25 protein-coding genes are annotated in these 24745 nt (G+C 68.1%); 15 read left to right on the forward strand and 10 right to left on the reverse strand.

The window, feature by feature from the left end:
- Window positions 1-171: 171 nt before the first annotated feature.
- On the reverse strand, window positions 172-1191 hold the full coding sequence (locus GJV80_RS01460; RefSeq protein ID WP_154686396.1) for a DsbA family protein: 1020 nt from the start codon (window positions 1189-1191) through the stop codon (window positions 172-174).
- 50 nt (window positions 1192-1241) lie between these two features.
- Window positions 1242-1661 (reverse strand): VOC family protein, encoded by a 420-nt coding sequence (locus GJV80_RS01465; protein WP_154686397.1) that lies wholly within the window; start codon window positions 1659-1661, stop codon window positions 1242-1244.
- 128 nt (window positions 1662-1789) lie between these two features.
- Here GJV80_RS01465 and GJV80_RS01470 point away from each other — a divergent pair, with 128 nt between their 5' ends.
- The 5 genes from GJV80_RS01470 to GJV80_RS01490 all read left to right on the forward strand — a co-directional run bounded on the left by GJV80_RS01470 (window position 1790) and on the right by GJV80_RS01490 (window position 7797).
- The gene (locus GJV80_RS01470) at window positions 1790-3070 is read left to right on the forward strand and encodes an MFS transporter (protein WP_154686398.1); all 1281 of its coding nucleotides are present in this window, start codon (window positions 1790-1792) and stop codon (window positions 3068-3070) included.
- Entirely contained in the window at window positions 3070-4176 is a 1107-nt protein-coding gene (locus tag GJV80_RS01475) for an alanine racemase (RefSeq protein ID WP_230208015.1), read from the forward strand. Before GJV80_RS01470 ends, GJV80_RS01475 begins: the two co-directional genes overlap by 1 nt.
- Window positions 4177-4407: 231 nt before the next feature.
- Window positions 4408-5643, forward strand: a complete 1236-nt coding sequence (locus GJV80_RS01480; RefSeq protein WP_154686399.1) for an epoxide hydrolase family protein — start codon at window positions 4408-4410, stop codon at window positions 5641-5643.
- A gap of 869 nt (window positions 5644-6512) precedes the next feature.
- Window positions 6513-6998 carry a hypothetical protein gene (locus GJV80_RS01485; protein ID WP_154686400.1) on the forward strand — a complete coding sequence of 162 codons (486 nt, stop codon included), beginning with the start codon at window positions 6513-6515 and terminating at the stop codon, window positions 6996-6998.
- 250 nt (window positions 6999-7248) lie between these two features.
- Entirely contained in the window at window positions 7249-7797 is a 549-nt protein-coding gene (locus tag GJV80_RS01490) for a hypothetical protein (protein ID WP_230208016.1), read from the forward strand.
- A gap of 140 nt (window positions 7798-7937) precedes the next feature.
- Here the strand turns inward: GJV80_RS01490 and GJV80_RS01495 are convergent, their stop codons facing one another.
- Window positions 7938-8810, reverse strand: a complete 873-nt coding sequence (locus tag GJV80_RS01495) for a hypothetical protein (protein WP_154686401.1) — start codon at window positions 8808-8810, stop codon at window positions 7938-7940.
- Window positions 8811-9037: 227 nt separating this feature from the next.
- Here GJV80_RS01495 and GJV80_RS01500 point away from each other — a divergent pair, with 227 nt between their 5' ends.
- Window positions 9038-10354 (forward strand): D-arabinono-1,4-lactone oxidase, encoded by a 1317-nt coding sequence (locus GJV80_RS01500; protein ID WP_230208017.1) that lies wholly within the window; start codon window positions 9038-9040, stop codon window positions 10352-10354.
- Between the two features lie 15 nt (window positions 10355-10369).
- Here the strand turns inward: GJV80_RS01500 and GJV80_RS01505 are convergent, their stop codons facing one another.
- Window positions 10370-11161: a methyltransferase domain-containing protein gene (locus tag GJV80_RS01505; RefSeq protein WP_154686403.1), complete on the reverse strand. Its 792-nt coding sequence runs from the start codon at window positions 11159-11161 to the stop codon at window positions 10370-10372.
- Window positions 11162-11202: 41 nt separating this feature from the next.
- On the opposite strand from GJV80_RS01505, the gene GJV80_RS01510 reads away from it, so the two are divergent.
- On the forward strand, window positions 11203-11850 hold the full coding sequence (locus tag GJV80_RS01510; protein WP_154686404.1) for an FMN-dependent NADH-azoreductase: 648 nt from the start codon (window positions 11203-11205) through the stop codon (window positions 11848-11850).
- A 12-nt stretch (window positions 11851-11862) separates the two neighbouring features.
- Here the strand turns inward: GJV80_RS01510 and GJV80_RS01515 are convergent, their stop codons facing one another.
- On the reverse strand, window positions 11863-12354 hold the full coding sequence (locus GJV80_RS01515) for a YbaK/EbsC family protein (protein ID WP_154689938.1): 492 nt from the start codon (window positions 12352-12354) through the stop codon (window positions 11863-11865).
- 2 nt (window positions 12355-12356) lie between these two features.
- Window positions 12357-12926, reverse strand: coding sequence for a gamma carbonic anhydrase family protein (locus GJV80_RS01520; RefSeq protein ID WP_154686405.1), 570 nt, complete (start codon window positions 12924-12926; stop codon window positions 12357-12359).
- Between the two features lie 77 nt (window positions 12927-13003).
- Between GJV80_RS01520 and GJV80_RS01525 the strand changes: the two genes are divergently transcribed.
- Window positions 13004-13753 (forward strand): lysoplasmalogenase, encoded by a 750-nt coding sequence (locus GJV80_RS01525; RefSeq protein WP_154686406.1) that lies wholly within the window; start codon window positions 13004-13006, stop codon window positions 13751-13753.
- Between the two features lie 19 nt (window positions 13754-13772).
- Window positions 13773-15104 carry a uracil-xanthine permease family protein gene (locus GJV80_RS01530; protein WP_154686407.1) on the forward strand — a complete coding sequence of 444 codons (1332 nt, stop codon included), beginning with the start codon at window positions 13773-13775 and terminating at the stop codon, window positions 15102-15104.
- A gap of 13 nt (window positions 15105-15117) precedes the next feature.
- Here GJV80_RS01530 and GJV80_RS01535 read toward each other — a convergent pair whose 3' ends face one another.
- The gene (locus tag GJV80_RS01535; RefSeq protein ID WP_230208018.1) at window positions 15118-15759 is read right to left on the reverse strand and encodes a rhomboid family intramembrane serine protease; all 642 of its coding nucleotides are present in this window, start codon (window positions 15757-15759) and stop codon (window positions 15118-15120) included.
- 50 nt (window positions 15760-15809) lie between these two features.
- Between GJV80_RS01535 and GJV80_RS01540 the strand changes: the two genes are divergently transcribed.
- Window positions 15810-16775 carry an alpha/beta fold hydrolase gene (locus GJV80_RS01540; protein ID WP_154686408.1) on the forward strand — a complete coding sequence of 322 codons (966 nt, stop codon included), beginning with the start codon at window positions 15810-15812 and terminating at the stop codon, window positions 16773-16775.
- Here GJV80_RS01540 and GJV80_RS01545 read toward each other — a convergent pair.
- Complete coding sequence (locus GJV80_RS01545; protein WP_154686409.1) at window positions 16723-17310, reverse strand: glycosyltransferase; 588 nt, start codon at window positions 17308-17310, stop codon at window positions 16723-16725. The genes GJV80_RS01540 and GJV80_RS01545 overlap by 53 nt on opposite strands.
- Window positions 17289-17960: a glycosyltransferase family 4 protein gene (locus tag GJV80_RS01550; protein WP_195909110.1), complete on the reverse strand. Its 672-nt coding sequence runs from the start codon at window positions 17958-17960 to the stop codon at window positions 17289-17291. The genes GJV80_RS01545 and GJV80_RS01550 overlap by 22 nt, the downstream gene beginning before the upstream one ends.
- A 294-nt stretch (window positions 17961-18254) precedes the next feature.
- Here GJV80_RS01550 and GJV80_RS01555 point away from each other — a divergent pair, with 294 nt between their 5' ends.
- Both GJV80_RS01555 and GJV80_RS01560 read left to right on the forward strand, forming a co-directional pair.
- On the forward strand, window positions 18255-19190 hold the full coding sequence (locus GJV80_RS01555) for a DMT family transporter (protein ID WP_154686411.1): 936 nt from the start codon (window positions 18255-18257) through the stop codon (window positions 19188-19190).
- A 28-nt stretch (window positions 19191-19218) separates the two neighbouring features.
- The gene (locus GJV80_RS01560; RefSeq protein ID WP_154686412.1) at window positions 19219-20394 is read left to right on the forward strand and encodes a glycosyltransferase; all 1176 of its coding nucleotides are present in this window, start codon (window positions 19219-19221) and stop codon (window positions 20392-20394) included.
- A 6-nt stretch (window positions 20395-20400) separates the two neighbouring features.
- On the opposite strand, the gene folP is transcribed toward GJV80_RS01560, so the two are convergent.
- Window positions 20401-21213, reverse strand: a complete 813-nt coding sequence (gene folP, locus GJV80_RS01565; protein WP_154686413.1) for a dihydropteroate synthase — start codon at window positions 21211-21213, stop codon at window positions 20401-20403.
- A 264-nt stretch (window positions 21214-21477) separates the two neighbouring features.
- On the opposite strand from folP, the gene GJV80_RS01570 reads away from it, so the two are divergent.
- The 3 genes from GJV80_RS01570 to GJV80_RS01580 all read left to right on the forward strand — a co-directional run bounded on the left by GJV80_RS01570 (window position 21478) and on the right by GJV80_RS01580 (window position 24683).
- Window positions 21478-22458: an ROK family protein gene (locus GJV80_RS01570; protein WP_195909111.1), complete on the forward strand. Its 981-nt coding sequence runs from the start codon at window positions 21478-21480 to the stop codon at window positions 22456-22458.
- A 201-nt stretch (window positions 22459-22659) separates the two neighbouring features.
- A complete protein-coding gene (locus GJV80_RS01575; RefSeq protein ID WP_230208019.1) occupies window positions 22660-23676 on the forward strand; it encodes a Gfo/Idh/MocA family protein in 1017 nt (338 codons plus the stop codon).
- Complete coding sequence (locus tag GJV80_RS01580; protein WP_154686415.1) at window positions 23673-24683, forward strand: Gfo/Idh/MocA family protein; 1011 nt, start codon at window positions 23673-23675, stop codon at window positions 24681-24683. The genes GJV80_RS01575 and GJV80_RS01580 overlap by 4 nt, the downstream gene beginning before the upstream one ends.
- The last annotated feature ends 62 nt before the right edge of the window (window positions 24684-24745 follow it).

The following is a 24745-nucleotide window of genomic DNA, read 5'->3' on the forward strand; positions in this document are numbered from 1 at the left end:
CGGGGTCGCCGACGGCGCTGCAGTGCACCGTACGGCCCCTTATTGCCCATTTTTCGAGCAACGGCAGCCGACGACTGGACAGGAGTCGCCTGGCTTCGGCGCCGGACAACGCCAACTCTAGTCCGCGCGAGTGTTGCTAGCGGTCCCGCGCAGCGGCCGGAGTCCGGATCCTCAGAAGTCCAGGTATTCCGGATGCATCGCCGTCGCCAGCGCCAGATGCTTCTCGGCGTCGGGATGACCGAGTCGCTTCAGCGTCTTGCCCATCAGCAGTTGCAGGTACGCGTCATCGGGGTAGCGCTCGAGCAGCTCGGCAAGCTTCGCCCGGGCCGGTTCCAGGCTGGCCGAGGCGGCCAGGGCGCGCGCGACAAGCGTTTCGAAGCCCCGATCGCCGTCGTACTCGGGTCGCAGCGGCGCCAGCAGGTACAGCGATCCGCGCGGGTTCCGCGCCGCCAACAGGGCTTGCGCCGCCCGGACGCGGCGCACCTCATCGGGCACCGTGTCGGACGGGCGATCGGTGAACTCGGCGATCCGGGTGGCCAACACCTCCGCAGACGCCGCGCCGGTCTCGACGATCGTCTGGTCGATCAGGAACGTCGGTGATCGCGTCACCCCCAACGCCTGACCGAAGAGCTGCGCCTCCCGGGTGCGCCGCTCCAGCGGATCATCCGGCGGAAAGCCCGGCTGGAGGTAGGCGAGTGCCGCGTCCGTGCCCTCCAGCCGCACCGGGCCAGGGAGCTCGAACCGGTCAGCGAGGAACTCAAGGAAGCCCATGCTGTTGATGTCGGCGCCGTCCTCGAACTGCGCCGACAGCACCGTGTCGACGACCTGGTCCTGCAGCCCCGGCCCGCGGTCGAGCGCCGCCGTGATCATCCGATGCGCTGCCCAGCTGCTGGCCCGCCACCGCTGGCCCGGAACCGCCAGGCCCTCGTCCTCGGCGGCCTGACCTGCTTCCAGCCGCCGGATCGCCGCTCCGACACCGGGTTCGGTCTGTTGCAGGATGCCGTCGATCACCTCGTCGCCGGGCAGCAACTCCTCGGATGGGCTCGGCGCGGTGGGGTCGATCAGGAAGGGTCGCCAGACAACGGTCGGTACGTTCTCGCCGGCCGCTACCCGGTCAAGGGCGCGGCGCAGTCTCCGCCTGGCCACATAGGCCCAGACGTCGGTGACATCGGCATAGACCTCGATCAGCATCCATCCATGATGCCGCGCCGCCGAGGTGCCCACCGATCAGCTGTTACCGATCAGCCTTGTTGCGGGCCGACGGCGTCGATCATCCAGGCGACGCCGAACTTGTCGGTGCACATGCCGAAGATGTCGCCCCACGGCGCCTGCTCGAACGGCATGGTGACCTGACCGCCGTCACTGAGCTTCTCCCAGTAGCCACGCAATTCGGCCTGGTCGTCGCCACTCAGCGACACCGTGATGTTGTTCCCCGTGATCAGTTCCATCGCCGCCGGGGTGTCCGACGCCATCAGCGTCAACCCGCCCGGGGTCTCCAGGCTGGCGTGCATCACCTTGTCCTGCTCCGCAGCGTCCTCGCTGAGGTGCATGTCGCCGAAGGTGCTGATCGACAGGTCACCGCCGAACACCGACTGATAGAACTCCATCGCCGGCCGTGCTGTGTCGCGGAAGGACAGATAGGGATTGAGCCGTGCTGACATCGTGCCTCCTCGTCGAGTCGTCGGCTCCAGTCTGGCCCGAACGTCCGACAGTCCGCATCGGGTTTGCCGCAAATCCTTCTGGTACGCCCTTGGTCCACGGCCCCGAAAGCTGTCAGGATCTGGGCACCATGTCCGATCCCGGATCCGTCCCCGCGCCACCGGCGGTCCGGCCGGCGGCGGGTCAGCTGACGGTCGATCACCGGTGGATGGGGCTGTTCGCGCTGTCCTGGTTCGGCGTGTGGATCGCCCAGCTGACCCCGATCCAGTTGCTGTTGCCCGCCCAGGTGACCGACGTCCTCGGGCTGGACCCGCACGCCTGGGTGCGCAACGTCGTGGCATTCGGGGTGGTCTCGGGGATCGCCGGCGTCTGCGCCGCGGTCGCGTATCCCTTGACCGGCGCCTTGTCGGACCGGACGACGTCGCGGCTGGGCCGTCGGCGCCCGTGGATCATCGCCGGCACTGTGTGGTTCGCCGTCTCGCTGGCACTGCTCGGACGCCAGGTGACGATCGTCGGCGTCGGCATCTGCTGGGCGCTGTCATTGATCGGCTTCTGCATGCTGACCGCTGCCCTGACCGCGGTGATCTCCGACCAGGTGCCGGTCGGCCAGCGGGCGACGGTGTCGGGATGGATGGCGGCGCCGCAACCGATCGCCGTGCTGGTCGGCGTGGCGGTGATCGTCGCGATCGGCCTGTCGCGTCCCGCGGGCTATCTCCTGGTGGCGGCGGTGCTGCTGGTGTGTGCGGTCGGTTTCCTGGCGCGCATGCCGGACGAGGTCTTGCCGGGCCGGCCCCAGCTGACCTTCGGCGCCTTCGTCCGTGGATTCTGGATCTCGCCGCGCCGCCATCCCGATTTCGGGTGGACGTTGGCCAGCCGCATATCGGTCAACATCGGCAACGCGCTGACCACGACGCTGCTGCTCTACTTCCTTGAGTTCGGGCTGGGCATGCCGTCCGGACAGGCGGAGTCGCTGCTGGTCGTGGTGATCGCGATCTACTCGGTCGCCTCGGTGATCGCGTCGCTGCTCGTCGGTAGGCTGTCGGATCGGGCCGGCCGGCGCAAACGCTATGTGATCATCACCGCGCTGCTGCAATCCGCGGCCGGTCTGATCCTGATCATCGCCCCCGATGTCCCGACCGTGATCATCGCCGCGATCCTGTGCGGCCTGGGTTACGGCGCCTTTCTGGCAGTCGATCAGGCATTGGCCACGCAGGTCCTTCCTGCCGAGGAGAGCCGTGGAAGGGATCTTGGCATCATGAACGTCGCGTACGCCATTCCACAGGCCCTCGCACCGCTGGCCGGCGCCGGACTGGTCGTCCTGGCCGGCGGCTTCTGGCTGCTCTTCGTCTTCGTCGTCGTCTTCGCCGGCGCCGGGGCACTGGCGCTCGTTCCGGTCCGCCAGGTGGCCTGATGATCGACCTGGCCCGGCACGATGATCAACGGCCATGGCAGGATCCTGCGTCCTACTGGCCAGCCATCGACCGGGCGACCGCCGAACTCGACCCGCCGTTCGCCGTCGGGCAGCTGACCGCTCTCCGCGCGAACCTTGCCGGGTTGATCACCCGCGCTGCCGGCAAGCCGATCCGGATCGCCAGCAAATCGTTGCGCGTGCGTGGCCTGATCGAGGCATGTCTGGCCGTCCCCGGCATCCGTGGCGTGCTGGCCTACACGCTGGCCGAGGCGATCTGGCTGTCCCAGACGATGGATGATCTTGTTCTCGGGTACCCGACCGCGGACCGGTCGGCCGTCGCGGACCTCGTCGGCGACGAGCGCGCCGCGGAACGGATCACGATCATGATCGACGATCCGGCGCACCTCGACCTGATCGATTCCGTTGCTGCTCCTCAGCGGCGTCCGGTGATCAAGGTCGCCATCGAACTCGACGCATCCCTTGACCTCGGCGCGATGCATCTCGGCGTCTTCCGATCGCCGCTGCACACCCCCGAGGACGTCGTCGCACTGGCCAGAAATGTGCTGTCCCGTAGGGGATTCCGGCTTGTCGGGCTGATGGCGTACGAAGCCCAGATCGCCGGCGTCGGGGACCTGCTCCCCGGTCACCCGCTGCGGTCCCGACTGGTGCAGGTCATGCAGCGCAGATCGGCCGCCGAACTGACCGAACGCCGCACCCGGACGGTCGCGGCAGTGCGATCACTGCTCGAACAGTCCGGTGCCGCCGATCTCGACTTCGTCAACGGCGGCGGAACGGGTTCGATCGGCACCACGACCGCTGACCCGTCGGTGACCGAGATCGCCGCCGGGAGCGGCATCTTCGGACCCCATCTGTTCGACAACTACCGAGCCTTCAGTCCGGCGCCGGCCGTGGCCTTCGCCCTGCCGGTCGTCCGACGCCCGCGGCCGGATGTCGCGACGGTCCTCGGCGGGGGTGGATCGCCTCCGGCCCGCCGGCAGAGGATCGCCTGCCCGCACCGGTCTGGCCTGCCGGACTCGGCTACATCGGGACCGAGGCCGCCGGGGAGGTGCAGACCCCTCTGCGCGGTGGCAGTGCCGCCCGGCTGAGGATCGGCGACCGCATCTGGTTCCGGCACACCAAGTCAGGCGAATTGAGCGAACACGTCCGGGAGTTGGTGCTGCTGGACGGGACCGGTCCCGACATCGTCGGCCAGGTGTCCACGTACCGGGGCGAGAATCAGGTGTTCCTCTGAGTTCGACCGGACCGTGCCCGGCGAATTGTCGAATCACCGACGAGGCGATCGTCCAGGCAGTGACATCACTGACCGGGAGGGAACCATGACCGACACCGGAGCCGAAGTGCGGCCGTTCACCATCGCTGTCCCCGAGGAGGAACTGGCCGAGTTGCAGCGGCGGCTGGCAGCGGTTCGCTGGCCGGCCGAGCCGGAGAAGCCGGAACGCTACGGCACGCCGACGGCCCGGATCAAGGCGTTGGTCGACTACTGGCGACACGAGTACGACTGGCGCCGCTGGGAGGCTGAGCTGAACCGCTATCCGCAGTTCACCACCACCATTGACGGCGCGACGATCCACTTCCTGCACGTCCGGTCGGCTGATCCCGACGCCGTCCCGCTGATCCTGACCCACGGTTGGCCGGGAAGTGTTGCGGAGTTCCTGGACATCATCGGCCCGCTCACCGACCCTGCAGCGTTCGGTCATCCGGACGGGCCGGCCTTCCACCTGGTGATCCCGTCCCTGCCGGGTTTCGGCTGGTCCGGCCCGACAAGCGACGGTGGTTGGGGACCACGACGGATCGCCGGGGCCTGGGCACGGCTGATGGAGCGGCTGGGCTACCGCCGGTACGGGGCTGTGGGCAACGACTGGGGCTCGGTGATCTCGCCCGAACTCGGTCGGGTCGCGCCGGATCGGGTCATCGGCGTCCACGTCACCCAGCTGTTCAGCAAGCCGCCGGGCGAGGTCGGGTATGCAGTCCCGTCGGTCGAGCCCGAGGACCTTGATCAACTGTCGGCAGCGGACCGGGAGGCGCTGGCCGACCTGCGCTGGCTGCAGTCGGGGTTCAGCAGCTATCACCATGTCCATGCCACCAAGCCGCTGACTCTGGGATACGGCCTGTCGGACTCGCCGGTCGGCTTGCTGGCCTGGAACCATCAGGTGATGGGCGATCTGGACCCTGACGCCGTTCTCACCCATGTGTCGACCCACTGGTTCACCGGCACCGCCGCCTCGGCACCGATGATCTATGCCGACGATGCTGCCGAGGCCGCCGAGGCCGCGCAGGGCGAGCCGACGACCGTTCCACTCGGCTTGGCGCAGTTCCCCGACGACGCCCGGGCCATCCGGGCCTACGCCGAACGCGAGCACTCCGCCATCCTGGCCTGGAACCGCCACCCGATCGGTGGGCACTACGCCGCACGCCAGCAGCCGGCATTGTTGATCAACGACCTGCGAACCTTCTTCCGTCTGGTCGGCGCGCCGGCGATCAGGGTCTCCGGTAGAAAGGAGAATGGATCCGATGACGAATCCTCCCCGCCACGTGGTGATCATCGGCGCTAGTTTCGCCGGTTTGTTCGCGGCTGCCGCCACGGCCAGGTCCGGGCTCGAGGTCACCCTCCTGGAGCGTGACCGACTCTCGGATCGGGCCGAACCCAGGCCCGGCGTTCCGCAAGGGGTCCAGCCCCACATCCTGCTGCATCGCGGTCTGCAGACCGCGGAGAAGCTGCTGCCAGGATTCGAGCAGAACGTCATCGAGGCCGGTGGACTGCGGCTGGACACCGGGAGGATGCCCTGGCTGGGCCTGTACGGCTGGTCCCCGACGCATCTGCCGTCGTACGAGATCATCTCGGTGAGCCGGCCGGTGCTGGAACTCCTCGTCCGACGCCGAACGCTCGAACTTCCCGGCATCAACCTCACTGACGGCTTCCGGGTGAGCGGGCTGCGACAGACCTCCGACGGCTGGGAGGTCCAGGGCACTGCGGGCGAAACCGTCGTCGGCGATGTGATCATCGACGCTTCGGGTCGGGGCTCCAGGATGCGGCACTGGCTCGGCGACCTCGGCCATCTCGTCGGCGAACCGGAAGCTGTCGAGGCCAAGCTGGGCTACGCCTCCCGTCGCTACCAGGGTCCGGAGCAGCCGCCGCTCGACACGGGTCTGGTGATGGTCGCGACGCCGCAGTCACCGGTCGGGTGCACGATCCTGCCGATCGAGGACCGGCAGTGGCTTCTACTGGCCGCCGGTTACGGCGACCGCCGTCCCTCCCGGGACCCCGACGAGTTCGTCGCCTTTCTCTCGGCCATGCCCGATCCTGCTGCGACCGATCTGGAGAGCCGGCTGCGGCCGCTCGGTGAGGTGGCCGTCTATCGACAGACCGGGAACCGACGGTTTCCGTACGCTCGCGACGCGAGTTGGCCGCACGGAGGTGATCGTGGTCGGCGACGCGCTCTGCGCGTTCAACCCGATCTACGGCCAGGGCATCACCGTCGCTGCCATGCAGGCCGAACAGTTGGGAAAGATGATCACTTCTGTCCGCGACGTCGGCAGCACCCGCCGGCTGCAACGCCGGCTGCTGGCGGTGACCGATCTGCCTTGGTCCATCGCCACCTCCGAGGACCTGCGCCAGCTGCCGGAGAGCGGCCGACCGACGGCGGTGCAGCGGCTGCTCGGCCGTTGGACCGACCGCGTGAGCCGGCTCGCCGCGGGTGGGGACCCGGCTTGCGCCGCGGCGTTCTCGGAGGTCTACCACCTGGTCGGTGCGCCCGGTCTGATGTTCTCCCCGCGGGTGGTGGCCGCAGTTCTCCGGTCCATTTTCCGCGGCCTGCCGCCGGCGTCGCCCAGGCCCGCCGTGCTCGACACGATCGCCGTACCGTCGGGTCCGGAGGAGGACCCGGCCGAGCCTCGTCGCAACGGGTGACGTCTGGACGCTCAAGCCTGGCCAAAGATTGGACCAATAGGACCCGAACCCAGGGTTGGGCGGACTTCAGCTGTCGCAAAGCCGTACGCGTGCAGCCTCCAAGTGACGCCGTTTGCGGCCGGTAAAGGCGACGGATGGGGCCGGTTTCACTACCCGGAGCAACGGGCACGGATGGTGGTGAAGGTTTCAGATCTGTGGCCTCGGAGGTCGCGAAAGTCGCGGCCGCCAGCCCGCCAGAAACGGAGTAATCATGTCTTTGCGGAACAAGTTGATCGGTGCGGCCGCTACCTCGGTCCTCGCCGGGACGGTCGCCATCATGCCGGCCACCATCGCCGAAGCAGCGCCGACACCCACGAAGCCGGCCGCACACAAGGTGGCCAGCACCACTCAGCCAGTGACCGGCACACTCGCCGACGGCACCGCGTTCACCGGCGCGATCAGCAACCTGCGCAGCAAGGTCGTCGACGGCGTGCTTACCCTGACCGGGACGATCACCGGCACCGGTATCCCGGCCGGCGGTACGCCGTTCACCACCGAGGTGGGGAACGTCAACGACCTGGCCGTGAACGACGCGTGCAACGTGTTGACGCTGAATCTCGGCCCGCTGCACCTGGATCTGCTCGGCCTGGTCATCGACCTGGACCAGGTGAACCTTGACATCACCGCGGTTCCGGGTGCCGGCAACCTGCTGGGCAACCTGCTGTGTGCGGTGGCCGGATTGCTGGACAACAACGGACCGGTGCAGGGCATCTCGGCTCTGCTGAACCGGATCCTGGCTGGTCTGGGTCTCGGCCTCTGATTGGCCGCCGGCCGGTCCTGACCGGTGGTGACCGGTAGATCGACCACAAAGCCCAGGCGTCGATGATCATGCCAGATGATCATGGCAGGCCCGAGGCCGGACCAACCGGCCCCGGGCCTTTGCCATGTCCCATGCGGTGATCATGATCTGGCCGCGCACCATGCGTCGGCAAGGTCTGCAACGCTCGGGTAGCGGTGGCCAGGGTCAGCACGGGTCGCGCGGGAGACGACGGCCGCCAGAGCGTCCGGCCCGCAGAACCTGTCGGCCCGCTCGGTGAGCCGGGTGGCGAAATGCCAGACCAGCCGGCCCAGCGTGAAGACGGTGGTCCGTTCGTCCAGTGGTGCGCCGAGCCGGAACTCCTCGGGTGCCATGAAGCGGGTCGAACCGAACATCCGCCCCATATCGTTGCGGCTCGGACCGCGGCGGTAGGAGTCAAGATCGACAACATGCACCGTCGTGGTGTCGAAGTCCACGACCAGGCAACCGTCGTAGAGATCACCGGCGATCCACCCGACATCGGCCAACGCCCGGTGCAGACCGATCAACGTGTCGAAGATGGACAACTGTCGGTCCGGTGGCAGGTGGGCGAACCGCTGATAGGCAGAAGCCGGGTCGGCTCGGAGCGCGGCAGCCGAAACTCCGGGGCGGGTGGTGATCCCGATCAACTCACCCGGTACCGCATCGAAGACCAGCATCGGGCCGTCCGGGGATTCGATCACGTTGCGTAGCCGGGGCAGCGCCGGATGATCACAGGACCGAGCCAGCTGGACTGCGTTCCGCAACAGCCGGACCCGACCCGCATGATCGAAATACGGTGTGGCGGCACCCGGTGGCGGAGGGGCGTCGGCGCCGGCCGTCTTGACGAAGAGCGGTCCGTCGGCGGTGTCGACGATCCAGGAGACATTGCCGGAGTCCTGGGTCAGATGAGAGAACTCCTGCCGGATCCGGCCGTGTTCGGAGACGTACGCAGCCGGAGATCGGGTGGTTCGGGTGACACCGAGGAATGCCGACACGCCACGAACGGTACCGACTCCTGCGAACCTCGGTGGCTCACCCATCGCGTCAAGTCCTGCGAGTCACGCAACGCGCTCAAGGTTTGATGGTTGGGCCCGGAACCTCACGGAACGGGTGCGTAGGCTCGAGTCTCGAGGTTGCGGTGCTCCAGGCAGCTGGATCGCCTGGCGCGCCGCGATCGGGGACGGCGGGTCCGGCGCAGGGGAGTGGGCAGAAAGGAGTGGCGGTGAGTCGGTCGGACACGGTGTGGCGCACCTGGGGCCGTACGGAGGTGGCGACCCCCGAGCGGGTCGAGGAACCCTCGCACGCCTCGGACATCCAGGCGCTCGTCCGGGAGGCCGCCGACCGCGGTATCACCCTCAAACCGCTCGGCGCCGGCCACTCGTTCACCTCGATCGCCGTCACCGCCGGGGTCCAGCTGCGCACCGACCGGTTCCATGGATTGCTGAGCGCTGATGTTGATCAAGGACTTGTCACTCTGGGTGCGGGCACCCGACTCGCCGACGTCCCGGCGCTGATCGGCTACTACGGGTTGGCGATGCCCAACCTCGGCGACATCGACCGCCAGACCCTCGGTGGTGCGGTCTCCACGGGAACCCACGGCACCGGCAGCCGGTTCGGCGGCCTGGCTACCCAGGTCGCGGCCGTGCAGTTGATCACCGGCACGGGAGAGTTGATCACCGTTTCGGAGGAGCAGAACGCCGACCTGCTCGATGCGGTACGGATCGGCCTTGGCGCGCTCGGCGTCCTGGTATCGGTGACCCTGCGATGCGTGCCGGCCTTCGCGCTCGCCGCGAGCGAACGTCCCGAGCCGTTGGAAGCTGTGCTGGCCGACTTCGAGCAACGCTGCGACCACGCCGATCACTTCGAGTTCTACTGGTTCCCGCACACGGCGACAGCACTGACCAAGACCAACACCAGGCTGCCGGCCGACACGGCGCTGGCGCCACGGGGCAGGTTGAGCCGGTTCGTCGACGACACCCTGGTGTCCAACGAGCTCTACCGCGGGCTGTGCGCCGTGGAAGCCAGGGTTCCCAGACTGACGCCGGCGGTCAACCGGCTGGCGGTGCGGGCCACCGGCAACCGGTCCTTCACCGACCGTTCACACCGGGTCTTCACCACACGGCGGACCGTCCGCTTCCGGGAGATGGAGTACGCCCTGCCCCGCGCAGCAGTGCCCGCAGCACTGCGCGCCATCGACCGGATGATCAAGGACAGGAACCTGCGGGTGTCCTTCCCGGTCGAGGTCCGGTCAGCCGCTGCCGATCAACTCTGGTTGTCGACGGCCCATGATCGGCTCACCGGTTACATCGCTGTGCACCGCTATCACCGCGACCGCGACACCGAACGGTTCTTCGATGCCGTCGAGGAGATCCTGCTTGATCACGACGGCCGGCCGCACTGGGGCAAACTGCACACGCTGACCGCCGGGCAGCTGCGCGAGAAGTATCCACGGTTCGACGACTTCCTGGCGGCCCGTGATCGACTCGACCCGAATCGGGTGTTCGCCAATCCCCATCTGGACAGGATTCTCGGCAGCTGACGGGTAGCCGTCCGGTCAGGCCGGATGACAGATCACCAGCGTCGACACCCAGTGCCGGGTGAGCAGCCCGTCCGGCCGCTCCGCGAGCAGCCGCCGGATCCGGGCGAAGAGCCGCTGCCGCTTATCGACCGGCATCAGGATGTGTCCGGAGAAGGTCCTCAGCAGGGCGATGTAGGACTCCGCGTCATAGGTCAGCGACCAGACGTAGCGCCGTACGTCATCAACGACATAACCGGCAGCTTGATACTCGGGCGACGGGTCGGGCAGTTGATCAGGCGTCGGCGGCGGCCAGCCCTCGACACGCTCACCGAGGTCCTCGTAGGTCTGCTGGATCTCGGTGAAGAACGGGTCGAAGCCCTCCGGGAAGGCATGACCCGCGCCGAAGACCGCCAGATGACCGCCATCGGCGACCACGGAAGCCACCTTGGACCACCGGACCTCGGGATCCAGCCAGTGCCAGGCGGTCGCGGCGTACGCCAATGCATAGTCGCCGGTCCGGTCCGGTTGCCAGTCCTCGAAGGTCGTGGTGATCACCTCGGCGTCGGTACCGGCCAGATTGATCCGCGCCTGTTCGGCAAGTTCCGGTCCGGGCTCGAGAGCGGTGATTCTGAGACCGCGACGGGCCATCGCCACGGTCGCCTTCCCCGGGCCGCAGCCGATCTCCACCGACCGGTCACCAGGCCGCAGCCCGGTCGTCCGGATCAGATCGGTGTACAGCTCGTCGGGATAATCAGGCCGGGCGTTCTGATAGCCGGCGGCCGATCGGTTGAAAGACAGGGCGAGGTCACGTCGATCCGCGGTGCTCATCCCGCGATCGTTCCACTCCCGCGGCCCGATAGCTTGTGATTATGCCAACGCTGCTCCAGCTGGACTCCTCCGCCGACGCCACCGGCTCGGTGTCCCGCGCCGTTACCGCCACCTTCGCCGACACCTGGACCGGACTCGGTGACGATCACCGGATCATCCGACGCGATCTGCACGCCGACCCGCTGCCGCACCTGGCCGACGCCGCGCTGCACTGGCCGGCGAGATTGCGTCGTCCCGGAGCGAATCCTCCGGCAGAGGCGGAGGCGCTGCAGCAGCAGATCATCGACGAGTTGATCTCCGTCGACGCCGTGCTGATCGGCGCCCCGATGTACAACTACTCGCTGCCGTCGGTGCTCAAGGTGTGGCTGGACTACGTCCACGTGCCTGGCGTGACCACCCCCTTCGTTGACGACAGCCAACCGATGGCCGGAAGGCCCGCAGTGATCATCAGCAGCCGAGGTGGCATCTACGACCCGGGCAGCGCGAACGCCGACTGGGACCACACCGTCCCGCCGCTGCAGATCATCCTGGGCGACGCACTCGGCATGGACGTTTCGGTGATCAAGGTCAGCCGCACGCTCAGCGACGTCGTGCCGGGACTGGCAGTCGAGGCCGGTCGCGCAGCCGAGGAGCTCCGGGAGGGGCATCGGCGCGCCGCCGAGCTCGCCCGGACACTGGGCAAGCCCTGACGGGGTCGGCGATCAGTCGCCGACCTGTTCCTCGCGCCCCGAGGTGATCCTGACCAGCTCGGCATAGCTCAGCGGCAGGATCGTGTGGGGCGTCCCACCGGCGACCCACAACGGGTGGTAGCCGGCGAGGGTAACGTCGATGATCGTTTCCAGCGGCTCGGGATGTCCGACCGGCGCAACGCCGCCGATGGCCTGTCCGGTACTGGCCCGCACCTGATCAGGCGTGGCGCGAACGATCCCGGCCAGCCCGAGGCGTCCGGCCAAGGCATCGGTGTCCACCCGGTGCCGACCGCTGGTCATGATCAGCAGCGGCGTCCGGCCGCCGTCGGCGGCGACGCCGATGAAGACCAGACTGTTGGCGATCGCGCCCACCTGACAGCCCAGCGTCGCCGCGGCCAGGGCTGCGGTCCGCGCCGAATCCGGCAACACCCTGATCTCTGCACGGACTCCCGCGTCGGCCAGCGCTGCCTGCACGATCCGGCTGCGTTCGGGAAGACCGTTCATGATCACCGGTCCGCACCGGGGTTCAGCCGGCGGTGGGAGGCGGTGAGATCCCGGTAGTGCCGGGCGTTGGTGATCACCTTGTCGACCTCCGCGTCGGACAGCTCGCGGCGCACCTTGCCCGGTACACCGGCCACCAGCGACCGTGGCGGGATCACTGTGCCCTCCAGGATCACGGTGCCGGCTGCGACCAGCGACCCGGTGCCGATCTGCGCGCCGTTGAGCACCGTGGCGCCCATACCGATCAGGACGTTGTCGGCGATGGTGCAGCCGTGGATCACAGCCAGGTGGCGGACGCTGACCCCGTTGCCGATCAGGCTCGGATGCCCGAAGTCGGTGTGCACCACGACGTTGTCCTGCAGGTTGCTGCCGTTGCCGAGCCGGACCTCGGCCATGTCGGCGCGGACCACGGCGCCGTAGTAGACCGAGGATTCCTCCGCCAACGTCGCGTCGCCGATGACGGTGGCGTTCGGCGCCAGCCACGCGGAAGGATCGATCGTCGGGGACTTGCCACCGTACGGCAGGACAAGAGCTCCCCCTGAACGGCCCGGAGTTGTGACTTCTTCACTCGCCATGTCTCATCCTCTCATTCCTTGCAGCAGTACGAAATGCAGACGGCCGGATTGTCCCAGGTTGCCCGTACGCTGGCGCCATGATCACGCCGAACGCAGCCTGCTCCCCGCCGGCCCGCGACCGCCGGGTCGGCGCACGCCGACCGCTGCTGTGGGTGTTCATCGCTGCGTTCGTGCTCTGCTCGCTGCTCGATCTGATCTCCGAAGCCGTCGGCTGGGATCGGGCCGCCGACGTCTTCCGGATGCTTGCCTTGCCGCTCCTGGCCTGCGCCCTCTTCGCTGCCCGGCCGCCGATCACCCGGACCGTCGTGCTGCTGGTCGGCGGGCTGCTGTTCTCCTGGCTGGGCGACAGCCTGGGCGAGTTCGGTTTCATGGTCAAGATCATGCTGTTCCTGATCGCGCAGTGGTTCTTCATCGGTGCGTTCTGGTCGTATCGGCAGCGGAGCCTGCTTCGCAGACCGGTGGCCGTGCTCGGCTACGCGCTGCTGCTGGTGATTCTGACCGCGGTTCTGATCCGCCGGGCCGATGAGCTGGCCATTCCGGTGGTGGTCTACGGGGCGAGCCTGGTCACGATGGCGATCCTGGCCAGCGGACTGAATCGGTGGGGCATGATCGGTGGATTGTGCTTCGTCTTCAGCGACACCCTGTTGGGGATGCACCGGTTCTACCGGCTGCCGGCCGCCGACCTGATGGACTTCCTGATCATGCTCAGCTATCTGCTGGCCGAGGCGTTCCTGGTCCGCGGCGTGGTCGCCGCTGCCTGGCACGGCCAACCGAGGAAGGGCGTGAGGGGGCGCGGCCGCTACCATCTGCGGCAGCCGTCGACCTGAGTAATCCCCGGGAGGGACCATGCCGTTGACCTGGACCGTGAAGGGAGACGGTCGCAGCGTCGCCGCCGACCAGATCGTCGCTCCGTACGAAAGGCTCAGCTGGCCGCGTACCGTCGGCATCGGTGCCCAGCACGTGGTGGCGATGTTCGGTGCCACGTTCCTGGTACCGGTACTGACCGGTTTTCCGCCGAGCACCACGCTCTTCTTCTCCGGCATCGGCACTCTGCTGTTCTTGATCATCACCGGCAACCGGTTGCCGAGCTATCTGGGCTCCTCGTTCGCGTTCATCGCTCCGATCACCGCGCTGACCGCTGCCCACGGCCGTGCCGGAGTGCTGGTCGGCATCATCGCCGTCGGACTGTTGCTGCTGATCATCGGCCTGATCGTCCAGTTGACCGGTACGGGCTGGCTCGAGGTGTTGATGCCGCCGGTCGTCGCCGGCGCGATCGTCGCGTTGATCGGCCTGAACCTGGCCGGTGCGGCGAAGAGCAACTTCGTCAAACAGCCGGTGATCGCCGTGATCACCTTGTTGGCAGTCATCTTGTGCGCCGTGGTGTTCCGCGGGCTGCTCGGTCGGCTGTCCATCTTCGTCGGCGTGGTGATCGGGTACGTTGCCGCAGTGATCGCCGGCGACGTCGATTTCCGCACCGTCGCCGACGCTGCCTGGATCGGGCTGCCGAACTTCACAGCACCGACCAACCCGTTCACCCACCCACAACTGTTCGGCATCCTCCCGGCGTTCCTGCCGATCGTGCTGGCGCTCGTCGCCGAGAACGTCGGCCACGTCCGTGGTGTTGCGCAGATGACCGACCCGAGCGTCAATCGGCTGACCGGGCGCGCGCTGATCGCCGACGGGCTGTCCACCATGATCGCCGGTGCCGGTGGCGGTTCGGGCACCACCACCTACGGCGAGAACATCGGCGTGATGGCCGCCACCCGGGTGTATTCCACCGCGGCCTACTGGGTCGCCGCGATCGTCGCGATCCTGCTCGGCCTGTCGCCCAAGATCGGCGCGGCGATCAACACCATCCCGGCCGGAGTGCTCGGCGGCGTGACGACCGCCCTGTACGGGCTGATCGGCATCATCGGGGTGAAGATCTGGATCGACAACAAGGTGGACTTCGCCCGCCCCGCCAACCAACTCACCGCTGCGGTGGCGCTGATCATCGGCATCACCGACCTGACGTTCCACCAGGGCCAGGTGACGATCGGCGGCATCGCGCTGGGCAGCATCGCCGCAGTGGTGATCTACCACCTGATGAAGATCGTCGCCCGTTGGCGCGGCACCGATCCTGGCGCGATCGAGCACACCGACTTCCGGGCAGACCTGGAGCCCGCCGACGAACCCTGACCGACCGAGCGGATCAGCCGACGGCACGTCCCCCGTGCAACGCCCGGGCGGCGACCACACCGCCGATCGCACCACCCAGATGGGCCTGCCAGGAGATGCCCTGCTGGCTGGGCAGGACGCCCCAGATCAGCCCGCCGTAGAAGAACAGCACCACCAGCCCGAGAGCGATCCGTCCCGGCTTGCGATCGAAGAACCCGCGGGTGATCACATAGGTCAGCCAGCCCATGATCAACCCACTGGCCCCGAGCACGATCGTGTTCGGCGGGGTCAGGAACCAGGCGACCAGCCCGGAACTGATCACACAGATCAACGACACCTTCAGCCAGCGGGCGAAACCGCCCAGGGCGGTGAGGAAACCGAGTACGAGGAACGGCACCGAGTTGCCCTGCAGGTGGGCGAATCCGCCGTGCAGGAAGGGTGCGCTGAAGATCTCCGGCAGCCCGTCCAACTCCCGGGCGTGGATGCCGTACCGGTCGAGGGAGTTGCTGGTGGCCTGGTCGTAGAACTCCAGCAGCCACATGAGGGCGAGCAGCCCGACGATCAGCAGTCCCGCCGCGAACGGATTCATCCGCGACGCGTCACCGCGGCGCATCGGTGACCGACCGTAGGAGGGATTGCCGTACGGTTGCGGTCGGTTCGGTCCTGCCCAGCTCATCGTTCTTCGAGAGTAGCCGGGCCGGTCAACCGCCCGGCTATCGTCAACGTATGACCTTCAAGGGCCGTCGTGATCCGGCAACGTTCCGACCCAGCAGCCCCGATCCGATTCCGGCCACCGGACGGGCCGCTGTCTCGCCGATCGGGCCCGCTGAGCGAACCGTCGACGACGTGGGCACCCGCTACTGGGTGTGGGGTGACGCCGATGCGCGCACCACGGTCGTTGCCGTGCACGGCTTCCGCGGAGACCATCACGGTCTGTTGCCGATCACCAGCCGCCTGGACGGTTGTCGGGTGGTCACTCCGGATCTGCCCGGGTTCGGCAGTTCGCCGCCGTTCGAGGACCGCGCACACGATGTGGCTTCCTATGCCGCCTGGCTGCACGACTTCTGCCGGCAGGTGGCCGGCGACGCCGACCGGCTGGTGATCATCGGTCACTCGTTCGGCTCGGTGATCAGCGCCGCCGCGGTGGCCGAAGGACTGTCACCCGACGAGTTGGTGCTGATCAACCCGATCGCGGCACCCGCTCTGCAGGGTCCGCGGGCCGTCCTGTCCAAGATCGCGGTCGGCTATTACCGGGCGGGTGCGCTGTTGCCGGAGCGGATCGGCGGGCCGCTACTCACCAGCAGGGCGATCGTCCGCGCCCTCAGCGAGGTGATGGCCACCACCGACGACCCGGCATTGCGTATCTGGATCCATGATCAACATCGTCGGTACTTCTCGTCGTTCGCCGACCGCCGGGTCGTCCTGGAAGCCTTCCGGGCGTCGGTGTCCCATCACATCGGTGAGTACGCCGACCGGATCGGGGTTCCCACGCTCCTGATCGCCGGCGACCATGACGACATCGTCCCGTTGCCGGCTGCCCAGCGGCTCGCCGAACGGATCGGTGACAGTCGGCTGCTGGTGCTGGCCGATGTCGGGCATCTCATCCACTACGAACGGCCGGAGCCGGCGGCGGCCGCGATCACCGAGTTCCTGTTCCGCCGGCGTGGGCCGTCGCCCGGCGGTAGTGCTTGATCAACTCCGCGGCATGATGCTGCGGACCGAACACGGCGCGGGCGGTGACCGCGGCCCGCGATGCGGTGATCACCGGCTGTGGATCGGTGGCGAGTTCGATCAAGGCGTCGGCCAGGGCGGACTCCTCAGCAGGGACCTGAATGCCCGGTCCGTCGAGGCCCTCGCGGAGGGCCGGGTCGCAATAGATCACTCCGCGCAGCGCCATCACCGCCTCGACGACGGTCATCGGCTGGTTGTCGAAGCCGTAGGAGGTCAGCGCGGCACAGTGTGAGTCGGCCAACAACTCGCTGACGTGATCATGGTCCTGCCTGCCGAGGAACGAGATTCCGCTTCGGGAGCCGGCGATCGAGCGGGCCTCGGCCAACTGGTGGCCGTCGCCGATCACCGTGAAGTCGATCAGTTCCGGTCCGGTCCGGTCCAGTGCACCGACAGCAGCCCGGACGAAGGGCAGGATCCGCTTCTCCGGCACGCATCGGCCGACCCAGATGATCTTCAGCGGTGGCGTGATCGTCGTCAGTGCCGCGACCCCCGGGATTCGGTGACGGTGTTCGGTAGCACCGCGACCCGACCGACCCCTGCCTCACGCAACCGACGGGCCTGATGCGCCGACGGTGACAACACCAGGTCAGCCCGCCGAGCCAGGGTGAGCGTCATGTTGCGCAACGCACTGTCCGCCGGTCGATCCGAAAGCCGCGCGGTGGTCGCCGGCAGGCGGGTGAGCAGGCTGTGGAAGCGACGCACGCCGGCGGCGATCACCACCTGGCCGACCGCGGGAGCCTGCCAGAAGAAGGTGTGCACGGTGTGCACGACGGGCAGTCCCAACTCCTTCGCCGCAGCGGCCGCCGCAGCGGCCAGACCGAATTCCGATTGCAGGTGGACCACCTCGATGCGCCGCACCCGGAGCAGGTCGGCGATCCGGCGGCGCAGTCGCCGGGTGTTGGGGACCACCGGCAGGTCGAGGCCGGGGAGGGTGAACCGAGCGGGGACGCGCACGTGCTCGATGTCACCGGGCGGCCGCACCTGCTGCCAGACCCGGTCGGGTGACGGGGAGAGCAGCAGGACCCCGGCCCCCGCCGCGGCCAGGGCGGACGCCTCCTGCAGCATCGCGGTCTGGGCACCGCCGAGATAGCTGAGGCTGTAGTCGCAGATCACGGCGACGCGCGGTCCGTCGGCTGACGCGTTCATGGTGGCTCGACATCCGATCTGTGGCATCCGGTCCGCGGGCTCGTACGGCCCGAACGGCCAGCATGGCAGACCTGAGCAAGCGTTCAGGCGGCAACTGCCGATAGCGCTGCGCAACCTGTCCAATGAGGTGTCAATCGGACCGCAGGCGGATCTTGTCCCTCCAGACCTCCACCCAGGGTCTGCTCCGGATAACCCGACAGGACAGAAGGTGGTTCACCTGATCGCCGTGGCACGTCGGAACTGTCAGGGTTTGTACATGACCAGCTACCCGGGTGCCCGATGATCGGACATGGCATGGGAACCGCTCTTGCGATCACGCTCGCCGTGATCGATTCGACCTGCTTCGCGGCCGCCGCGGTCTACCAGCAGCGAGCCGTACGCCGGACGGCCGGACACCGGCTCACCCTGCGCGGACTGATCGCGCTGCCGGCCCAACCCGGTTGGGTCGGCGGAGTCGGCCTCGCCGCGATCGGCGTCACCCTGCACGTCGTTGCCCTGATCCTGGCACCGGTGACCGTGGTCCAACCGATCGGCGTCCTCGGGGTGCCGATCGCGGTGCTGCTGGCCGCCCGGCTGGCCGGGAAACGCCCGTCCGCGACGACGGCGGTGCCGATCCTGCTCTGCGTGGCCGGGATCGGCGGCTTCATCCTGCTGACCGCGACCCACGTCGGCGCCGAACAAGCCGCGCCGCTCAGCCTGTTGCTGGTCGCGGAGGCGATTGTGATCGGCGTGATGGTGCTGGCCCTGCGCGCCGCCCGCCGCCTGCAGGGCTGGTCGCGATGCCTGGTGAACGCCGTCGCGGGGGCGTTCGGGGTCGGGATGGTCGCGGCACTGATGCGGGCCCTGGTCCAGCACATCGGGACCGACGCCGGCCGGCTCTTGGACCTGACGTCGCTGGCGCTGCTGGGCCTGATGGCGATCAGCGGAGCGCTGGGTGGCTGGCTGGTGCAGCAGGCGTACTCCAGTGGGCCGGCGGAGGTGGTGTTGGCCAGCCTGACGGTCGTGGACCCGATGATCGCCGTGATCGTCGGTCTCGTGGTGCTCGGTGAAGGCGCCCGGCTGTCGCCGACGATGTTGATGGTCATGATCACTTTCGGTCTGCTGGCTGCCGTCGGTGTCGTGGCGCTGGCCAAGACCCATCCGGAGGTGGCGCTGCGCAATCGCGCCGATCCGGAGGCCGTCGCGGAGGGCCGCGGTCGGTCGGAGCGAATCGTCGAACGAGTGTGGTGAAGGGAAGATCGACAGTGAGGTTCATGCGATGAAGGTCCTGATCGGCGCAGATACCTATCCGCCCGACATCAACGGTCTGGCCACCTTCTCCCGGCGGCTCGCCCGCGGGTTGGCAGCCCGCGGCCATCAAGTGCACGTCCTCTCCGCTTCGACGACCGGTCCGCAGGTCACCGAGTACGACGGATCGGTTGTCGTGCATCGGATCAAGTCCCTGCGCTACCCGTTCCACCGGAGCCTCCGATTCGCCGCACCGTGGCTGGCGACGCCCGAATCGGAGCGGCTGATCGCCCGGCTGCATCCCGACGTTGTGCACATCCAGTCGCACCTGGTGATCGGCCGGGGAATGGCCCGGGCCGCGCGGCGAGCGGACACTCCCTACGTGGCGACCAATCACTTCATGCCCGAGAACGTGCTGGGTTACACGCCGTTCCCGAACTGGATCAAGCCGTACGTCGGCCGCTTCGCCTGGCGCGATCTGGCATCGGTCTTCGGACAGGCGGAGCTGATCACCGCCCCAACCCAACGGGCCGTCCAGCTGTTGCAGGACGCGACCGGGCTACGGGCCGAGCCGGTGTCCAACGGGATCGACTCCGATCGGTACTGGCAGGCCGCTGAGCAGGTTGCCGCATCACCAGCTGGCCGGCCGACGATCTTGTTCGTCGGCCGACTGGATCCGGAGAAGCGGGTCGACGAATTGATCAGAGCGTACGCGAGGCTGCCGCGGACCGTCGGTGCTCAGCTGGAGATCGTCGGCGACGGTGACCAACGGCCGATGCTGGAGCGGGTTGCTGTTGACCTTGGCGTCGACGACCGGGTGGTCTTCCGCGGCAGGGTCAGCGATGCCGATCTGTTGGCGGCCTACGGACGGGCGTCGGTGTTCTGCATGCCGGGCATCGCGGAACTGCAGAGCATCGTGACGCTGGAAGCGATGTCTGCGGGAAAGCCGGTCGTAGCCGCCGACGCGATGGCGCTGCCGCACCTGGTGCACTCCGGCCACAACGGCTGGCTGTACTCCCCGGGTGACGTCGGCGAGCTGGCGATGCGGCTGTCGGCGTTGATCACCGATCCGGAGCTCTGCCGCCGGATGGGCCGGCACAGCAGAGAGATCGTGGCCCATCACAGTCTCGCGGCGACGATCGACCGCTACGAGGAGATCTATCAGCAGGCGTGCATCCGAGTGCCGGCACTGCTGCGGGCGGCGTGAGGAGCCTCAGCCGAGACCGCGGATGATCGTCGACGGCTCGCGCTCACCGCGCACGCTGGCCACGAAGTCGACCACCTGCCGGACCTCGGCGACCTGGTGCACCCGATGGATCTGGGCACCCTGGAACGCGCAGATCGCCGTCGCCGCCAGGGTGGCCGGGATACGCCGGTCGGTTGGCAGGTCGAGGGTCTCGCCGAGAAAGTCCTTGTTGGACACCGAGACAAGGACCGGCCACCCGGTGGCCACCAGTTCGTCCAGCCGCCGGGTGATCTCCAAGGAGTGCAGCGTGGTCTTGCCGAAGTCGTGGGCGGGGTCGATGATGATCGACTCTGCAGCGACACCGGCCGCCAGCGCCCGATCGGCCAATCGGGTCGTTGCGGCGATGGCGTCGGCCACCACGTCGTCGTAGGACGCGGTGAACCGGTCGGTCCGCGGTTCCAGACCACCGGTGTGCGTGCACACGACGGCGGCGTCGAACTCGGCAGCGACGTTGATCATCTCCGGGTCGTAACCACCCCAGGCGTCATTGATCAGGTCCGCTCCGGCCGCACAGGCCTCCCGGGCAACGGAGGACCGCCAGGTGTCGATGCTGATCACCGTCGACGGATGCCGCTCCCGGACCGCGGCGATGAACCCGACCGTCCGGCGCGCCTCCTCGGCAGCGTCGACCGGGTCGCCGGCACCCGCCTTGACCCCGCCGATGTCGATGATGTCGGCACCATCGTGGATCGCCTGCTCCACCCGGGCCAGCGCGTGCTGCTGGTCCCAGGTTGCACCGTTGTCGTAGAAGGAGTCCGGGGTCCGGTTGACGATGCCCATCACCAGGGGGTTGTCCGGTCATAGGTCTTGTCCCGGAACCGGAGCAGTGCCCCTGCACCCATCGTCACTCTCCTGTGGTTGGTTCGGACCGACGTCCGGCCGGCCAGCCCGAGTCTGGCAGGTGCCGGATGCCTTCCCATGATGCCCCGGCTCCGGGACCAGACAGAAATATGCGATCCACCTTGGTGTAATTCAGCCCGTCTCGGTGAGATTGTGCCGGACCGGCCTTGCGCAGATTCTGTAAAGAGGCTTAGCGTATTGGCGATGTCTCCGGATCTGCACCGGCAGGCGAACACCGCCACCGTGCTTCGTACGCTGGCCGAACACGGCCCGGCGAGCCTGGCCAACCTCCGGCAGCTGACCCGCTTGTCCCGTCCGACGCTCGAGGCGATCCTGGCCGATCTGGCGACGGCGGAACTGGTCGCCCAGGCCGAGCCCGGCCAGCCGCAGGGAGATGTCAGGGCCGGGCGGCCGGCCAGGAACTATCTGATCAATCCCGATGCCGGGTTCGTCGCCGGTGTCGACGTCGGCCGGCACAAGGTTCTGGTGACCATCGCGGAGCTGACCGGGGCCGTCCGGACCAAGGAGCGGACCGAGGTCCCGCCCCGGATCAGCGGCCCGGAGCTGCTCGAGCAGGTGCAACAGACCATGATCACCGCTGCGGCCCGGATCCCGGTCAGGCTCGATCGGCTGCACGGTGTCACCGTAGGAGTGCCCGGAGCGGTGGACGGCAGCGGCCGGATCACCCGCTCGGTCGTTGTGCCGCAATGGGACGGTCACGACATCGGCCGGGTGCTCGGTGACTGGGCCGGCGTTCCGATCATGGTCGGCAATGACGCCAATCTGGCCGTGCTCGCCGAGCAGCGGCTGGGAGCCGCCCGTCTGTGTCGGGACGTCGTCTACATACTGGCCGGCCGACGGACCAGGGCAGCATTCATGATCAACGGCACAGTGCTCACCGGGCGACACGGCGAGGCCGGTGAGATCGGATCGGTGCCGGAACTGTTCTTCGACACGCCGGAGATCCTCCTCGGCGATCAGCAGGCCGACAGTGAGCAGGTGACCGGCGTCTTCGCCGCGGCGCGCGCCGGCGATCCGGACAGCAGAGCCAGGGTGCGCCGCTTCAGTTGCGAACTGGCCCGCAGCATCCGATTCCTGATCACCGTCCTCGACCCGGAGATGGTGGTGATCGGCGGGGGGCCTGGCCGCGGCCGCCGACCAGTTCATCCCTGCCGTTGTCGATGATCTTGGCCCGTCGGCTCGCGGGACGCCAGTGGTCGGCTCGGAACTGGGTGACGCTGCTGTCGCTCTTGGCGCAGCCCACCACGCACTGCTGCAAGCGGCAGCCCGAGATCCGATGATCGCCGCGGTGGTCCCGCCCTGAGCCACGCCCGACGGCAATCTGATCAAGAACCCGAACAAGCAAACCGAACAGAGGAGATTTCCGTGTCGCAGTTGGTCCCACCGGCTTCCGAGCCGTTGCGGGTCGGCATGGTCGGAGCCGGCGGAATCGCCGGAGCCCACCTGCCGGCCTGGCTCGGAACCGGCGCCCAGGTCAGTGTGTACGCACACGACGGAGCCCATGCACTGGTCACCCGCTGCGGTGGCGGAACGGTCGTGGACTCCTTCGAGGAGTTGGCTTCCCAGGTCGACGTCATCGATGTGTGCACGCCGACGCCCTGCCACCGCCAGTACATCGAAGCAGCGGCGGCTGCCGGAAAGCACGTGCTGAGCGAGAAGCCGCTCGGCCGGACGGCCGCCGACGCCCGGGCGGCCATCGATGCCTGCTCCGCGGCCGGTGTCCAGCTCTACCCGGGCCACGTGGTCCGCTTCTTCAGCGAGTACGAGACGATGCACCGCGAGGTCGTCGCCGGGACGATCGGCGAGGTCGCCGTCCAGCGGTTCACCCGCGGCGGAACCCGTCCGGACAAGGCGTGGTACCACGACGATGAACAGTCCGGCGGCATCATCCTGGACCAGATGATCCATGATCTGGACTTCGCCCGGTGGAACGCGGGTGAGGTGAGCACCGCCTTCGCCAGGCTCTCCAAGAACGGTGAGGGCCTGGACGCCGTGGTCAACGCCCAGGTCGTGCTCACCCACGTCGGCGGCGCGATCTCCTACGTCGGCGGCATCTGGGCACGACCCGGCACCACTTTCCGGACCACTTTCGAGATCGTCGGTACGACCGGCTTCCTGCGGCACGACTCCACCCAGTACAAGCCGGTGGTGATCGACGGTGGGCTCGCCGATGATTCCGGCACCGGACTGCTGCCGGCCACGCACGGCGTCAGCCCGTTCGCCACCGAGATCGCCGAGTTCGCCCGTGCCTTCGCCGGCGGACCGCAACCCCGGGTGACCGCGGAGGACGGCTATGCCGCAACGGTGATCGCCGAAGCCGCGATCGAGTCCCTGGAAACCGGACGCCCCGTCCACCTCGAGCCGGCAGGAGTTTCAGCATGAGGATCGCCGTCCTGTCCTTCGCCCATCTGCATTCGATGGCGTACCTGAACGCGCTGTCCCAGCGCCCCGACGTCGAGATCGTCGCCACCGATCCCGACCACGCCAACCGGGAACCGGGGGAGATCGGTGGCCCGGAACTGGCCGAGCGGTTCGGCGTGCGCTACCTGGACAGCTACGACGCCGTCTGGGAATGGGGCCCCGACGCGGTGATCATCTGCTCGGAGAACTCGTTGCACCGACCGCTGACCGAACAGGCGGCCGCGCATGGCGTCCACGTGCTCAGTGAGAAGCCGCTGGCCACCACGGTCGAGGATGCCCAGGCGATGGTCGACGTCTGCGAGCGTGCCGGCGTCAAGCTGATGATCGCCCATCCGGTGCGCTACTCGACTGCCTTCCTCGAGCTGAAGGACGCCTACGATTCCGGAGCACTCGGATCGGTCAAGGCGGTGCTGGGCACCAACAACGGCCAGCTGCCCATCCACAGCCGCAAGTGGTTCGTCGATCCGGTGCTGGCCGGCGGCGGATCGGTCACCGATCACACGGTGCATGTGGCCGACCTGCTGGACAGCCTGTTCGACGGTGTCCCGGCGAGGAGCGTGTACGCGGTCAGCAACAAGATCCTGCACAGCGACCAGGTGGAGGTGGAGACCGGCGGACTGGTTTCGATCGAGTACGCCAACGGCGTGATCGCCACCGTCGACTGCAGTTGGTCCAAGCCGGACTCGTACCCCACCTGGGGCGGCCTGACCCTGCAACTGGTCGGCAGCAAGGGGATCGCCGACATGGACGCCTTCAACGCCCGGATCGACGGCCAGTCCGACGTCACGAACAACGCGCTCTGGTTCTCCTACGGTGTGAACGCCGATCAGGCGATGATCAACAAGTTCCTCGAGGTGGTGGCCGGCGGCCCGCAGCCGGCACCCGACGGACGGTCCGGTCTGCGGACCGTGTCGATCGTCGAGGCAGCTTACGAATCGATCCGGACGGGGCAACCGGTCACGCTCTGACACGATCGCAAGCATCCGCCGTAACCGACCGCGGACGGGCCCACCCCGGTGGCCCGTCCGCG

The sequence above is a fragment of the Microlunatus sp. Gsoil 973 genome, assembly GCF_009707365.1.
In the GTDB taxonomy this organism is placed as follows: Bacteria; Actinomycetota; Actinomycetes; order Propionibacteriales; family Propionibacteriaceae; genus Microlunatus.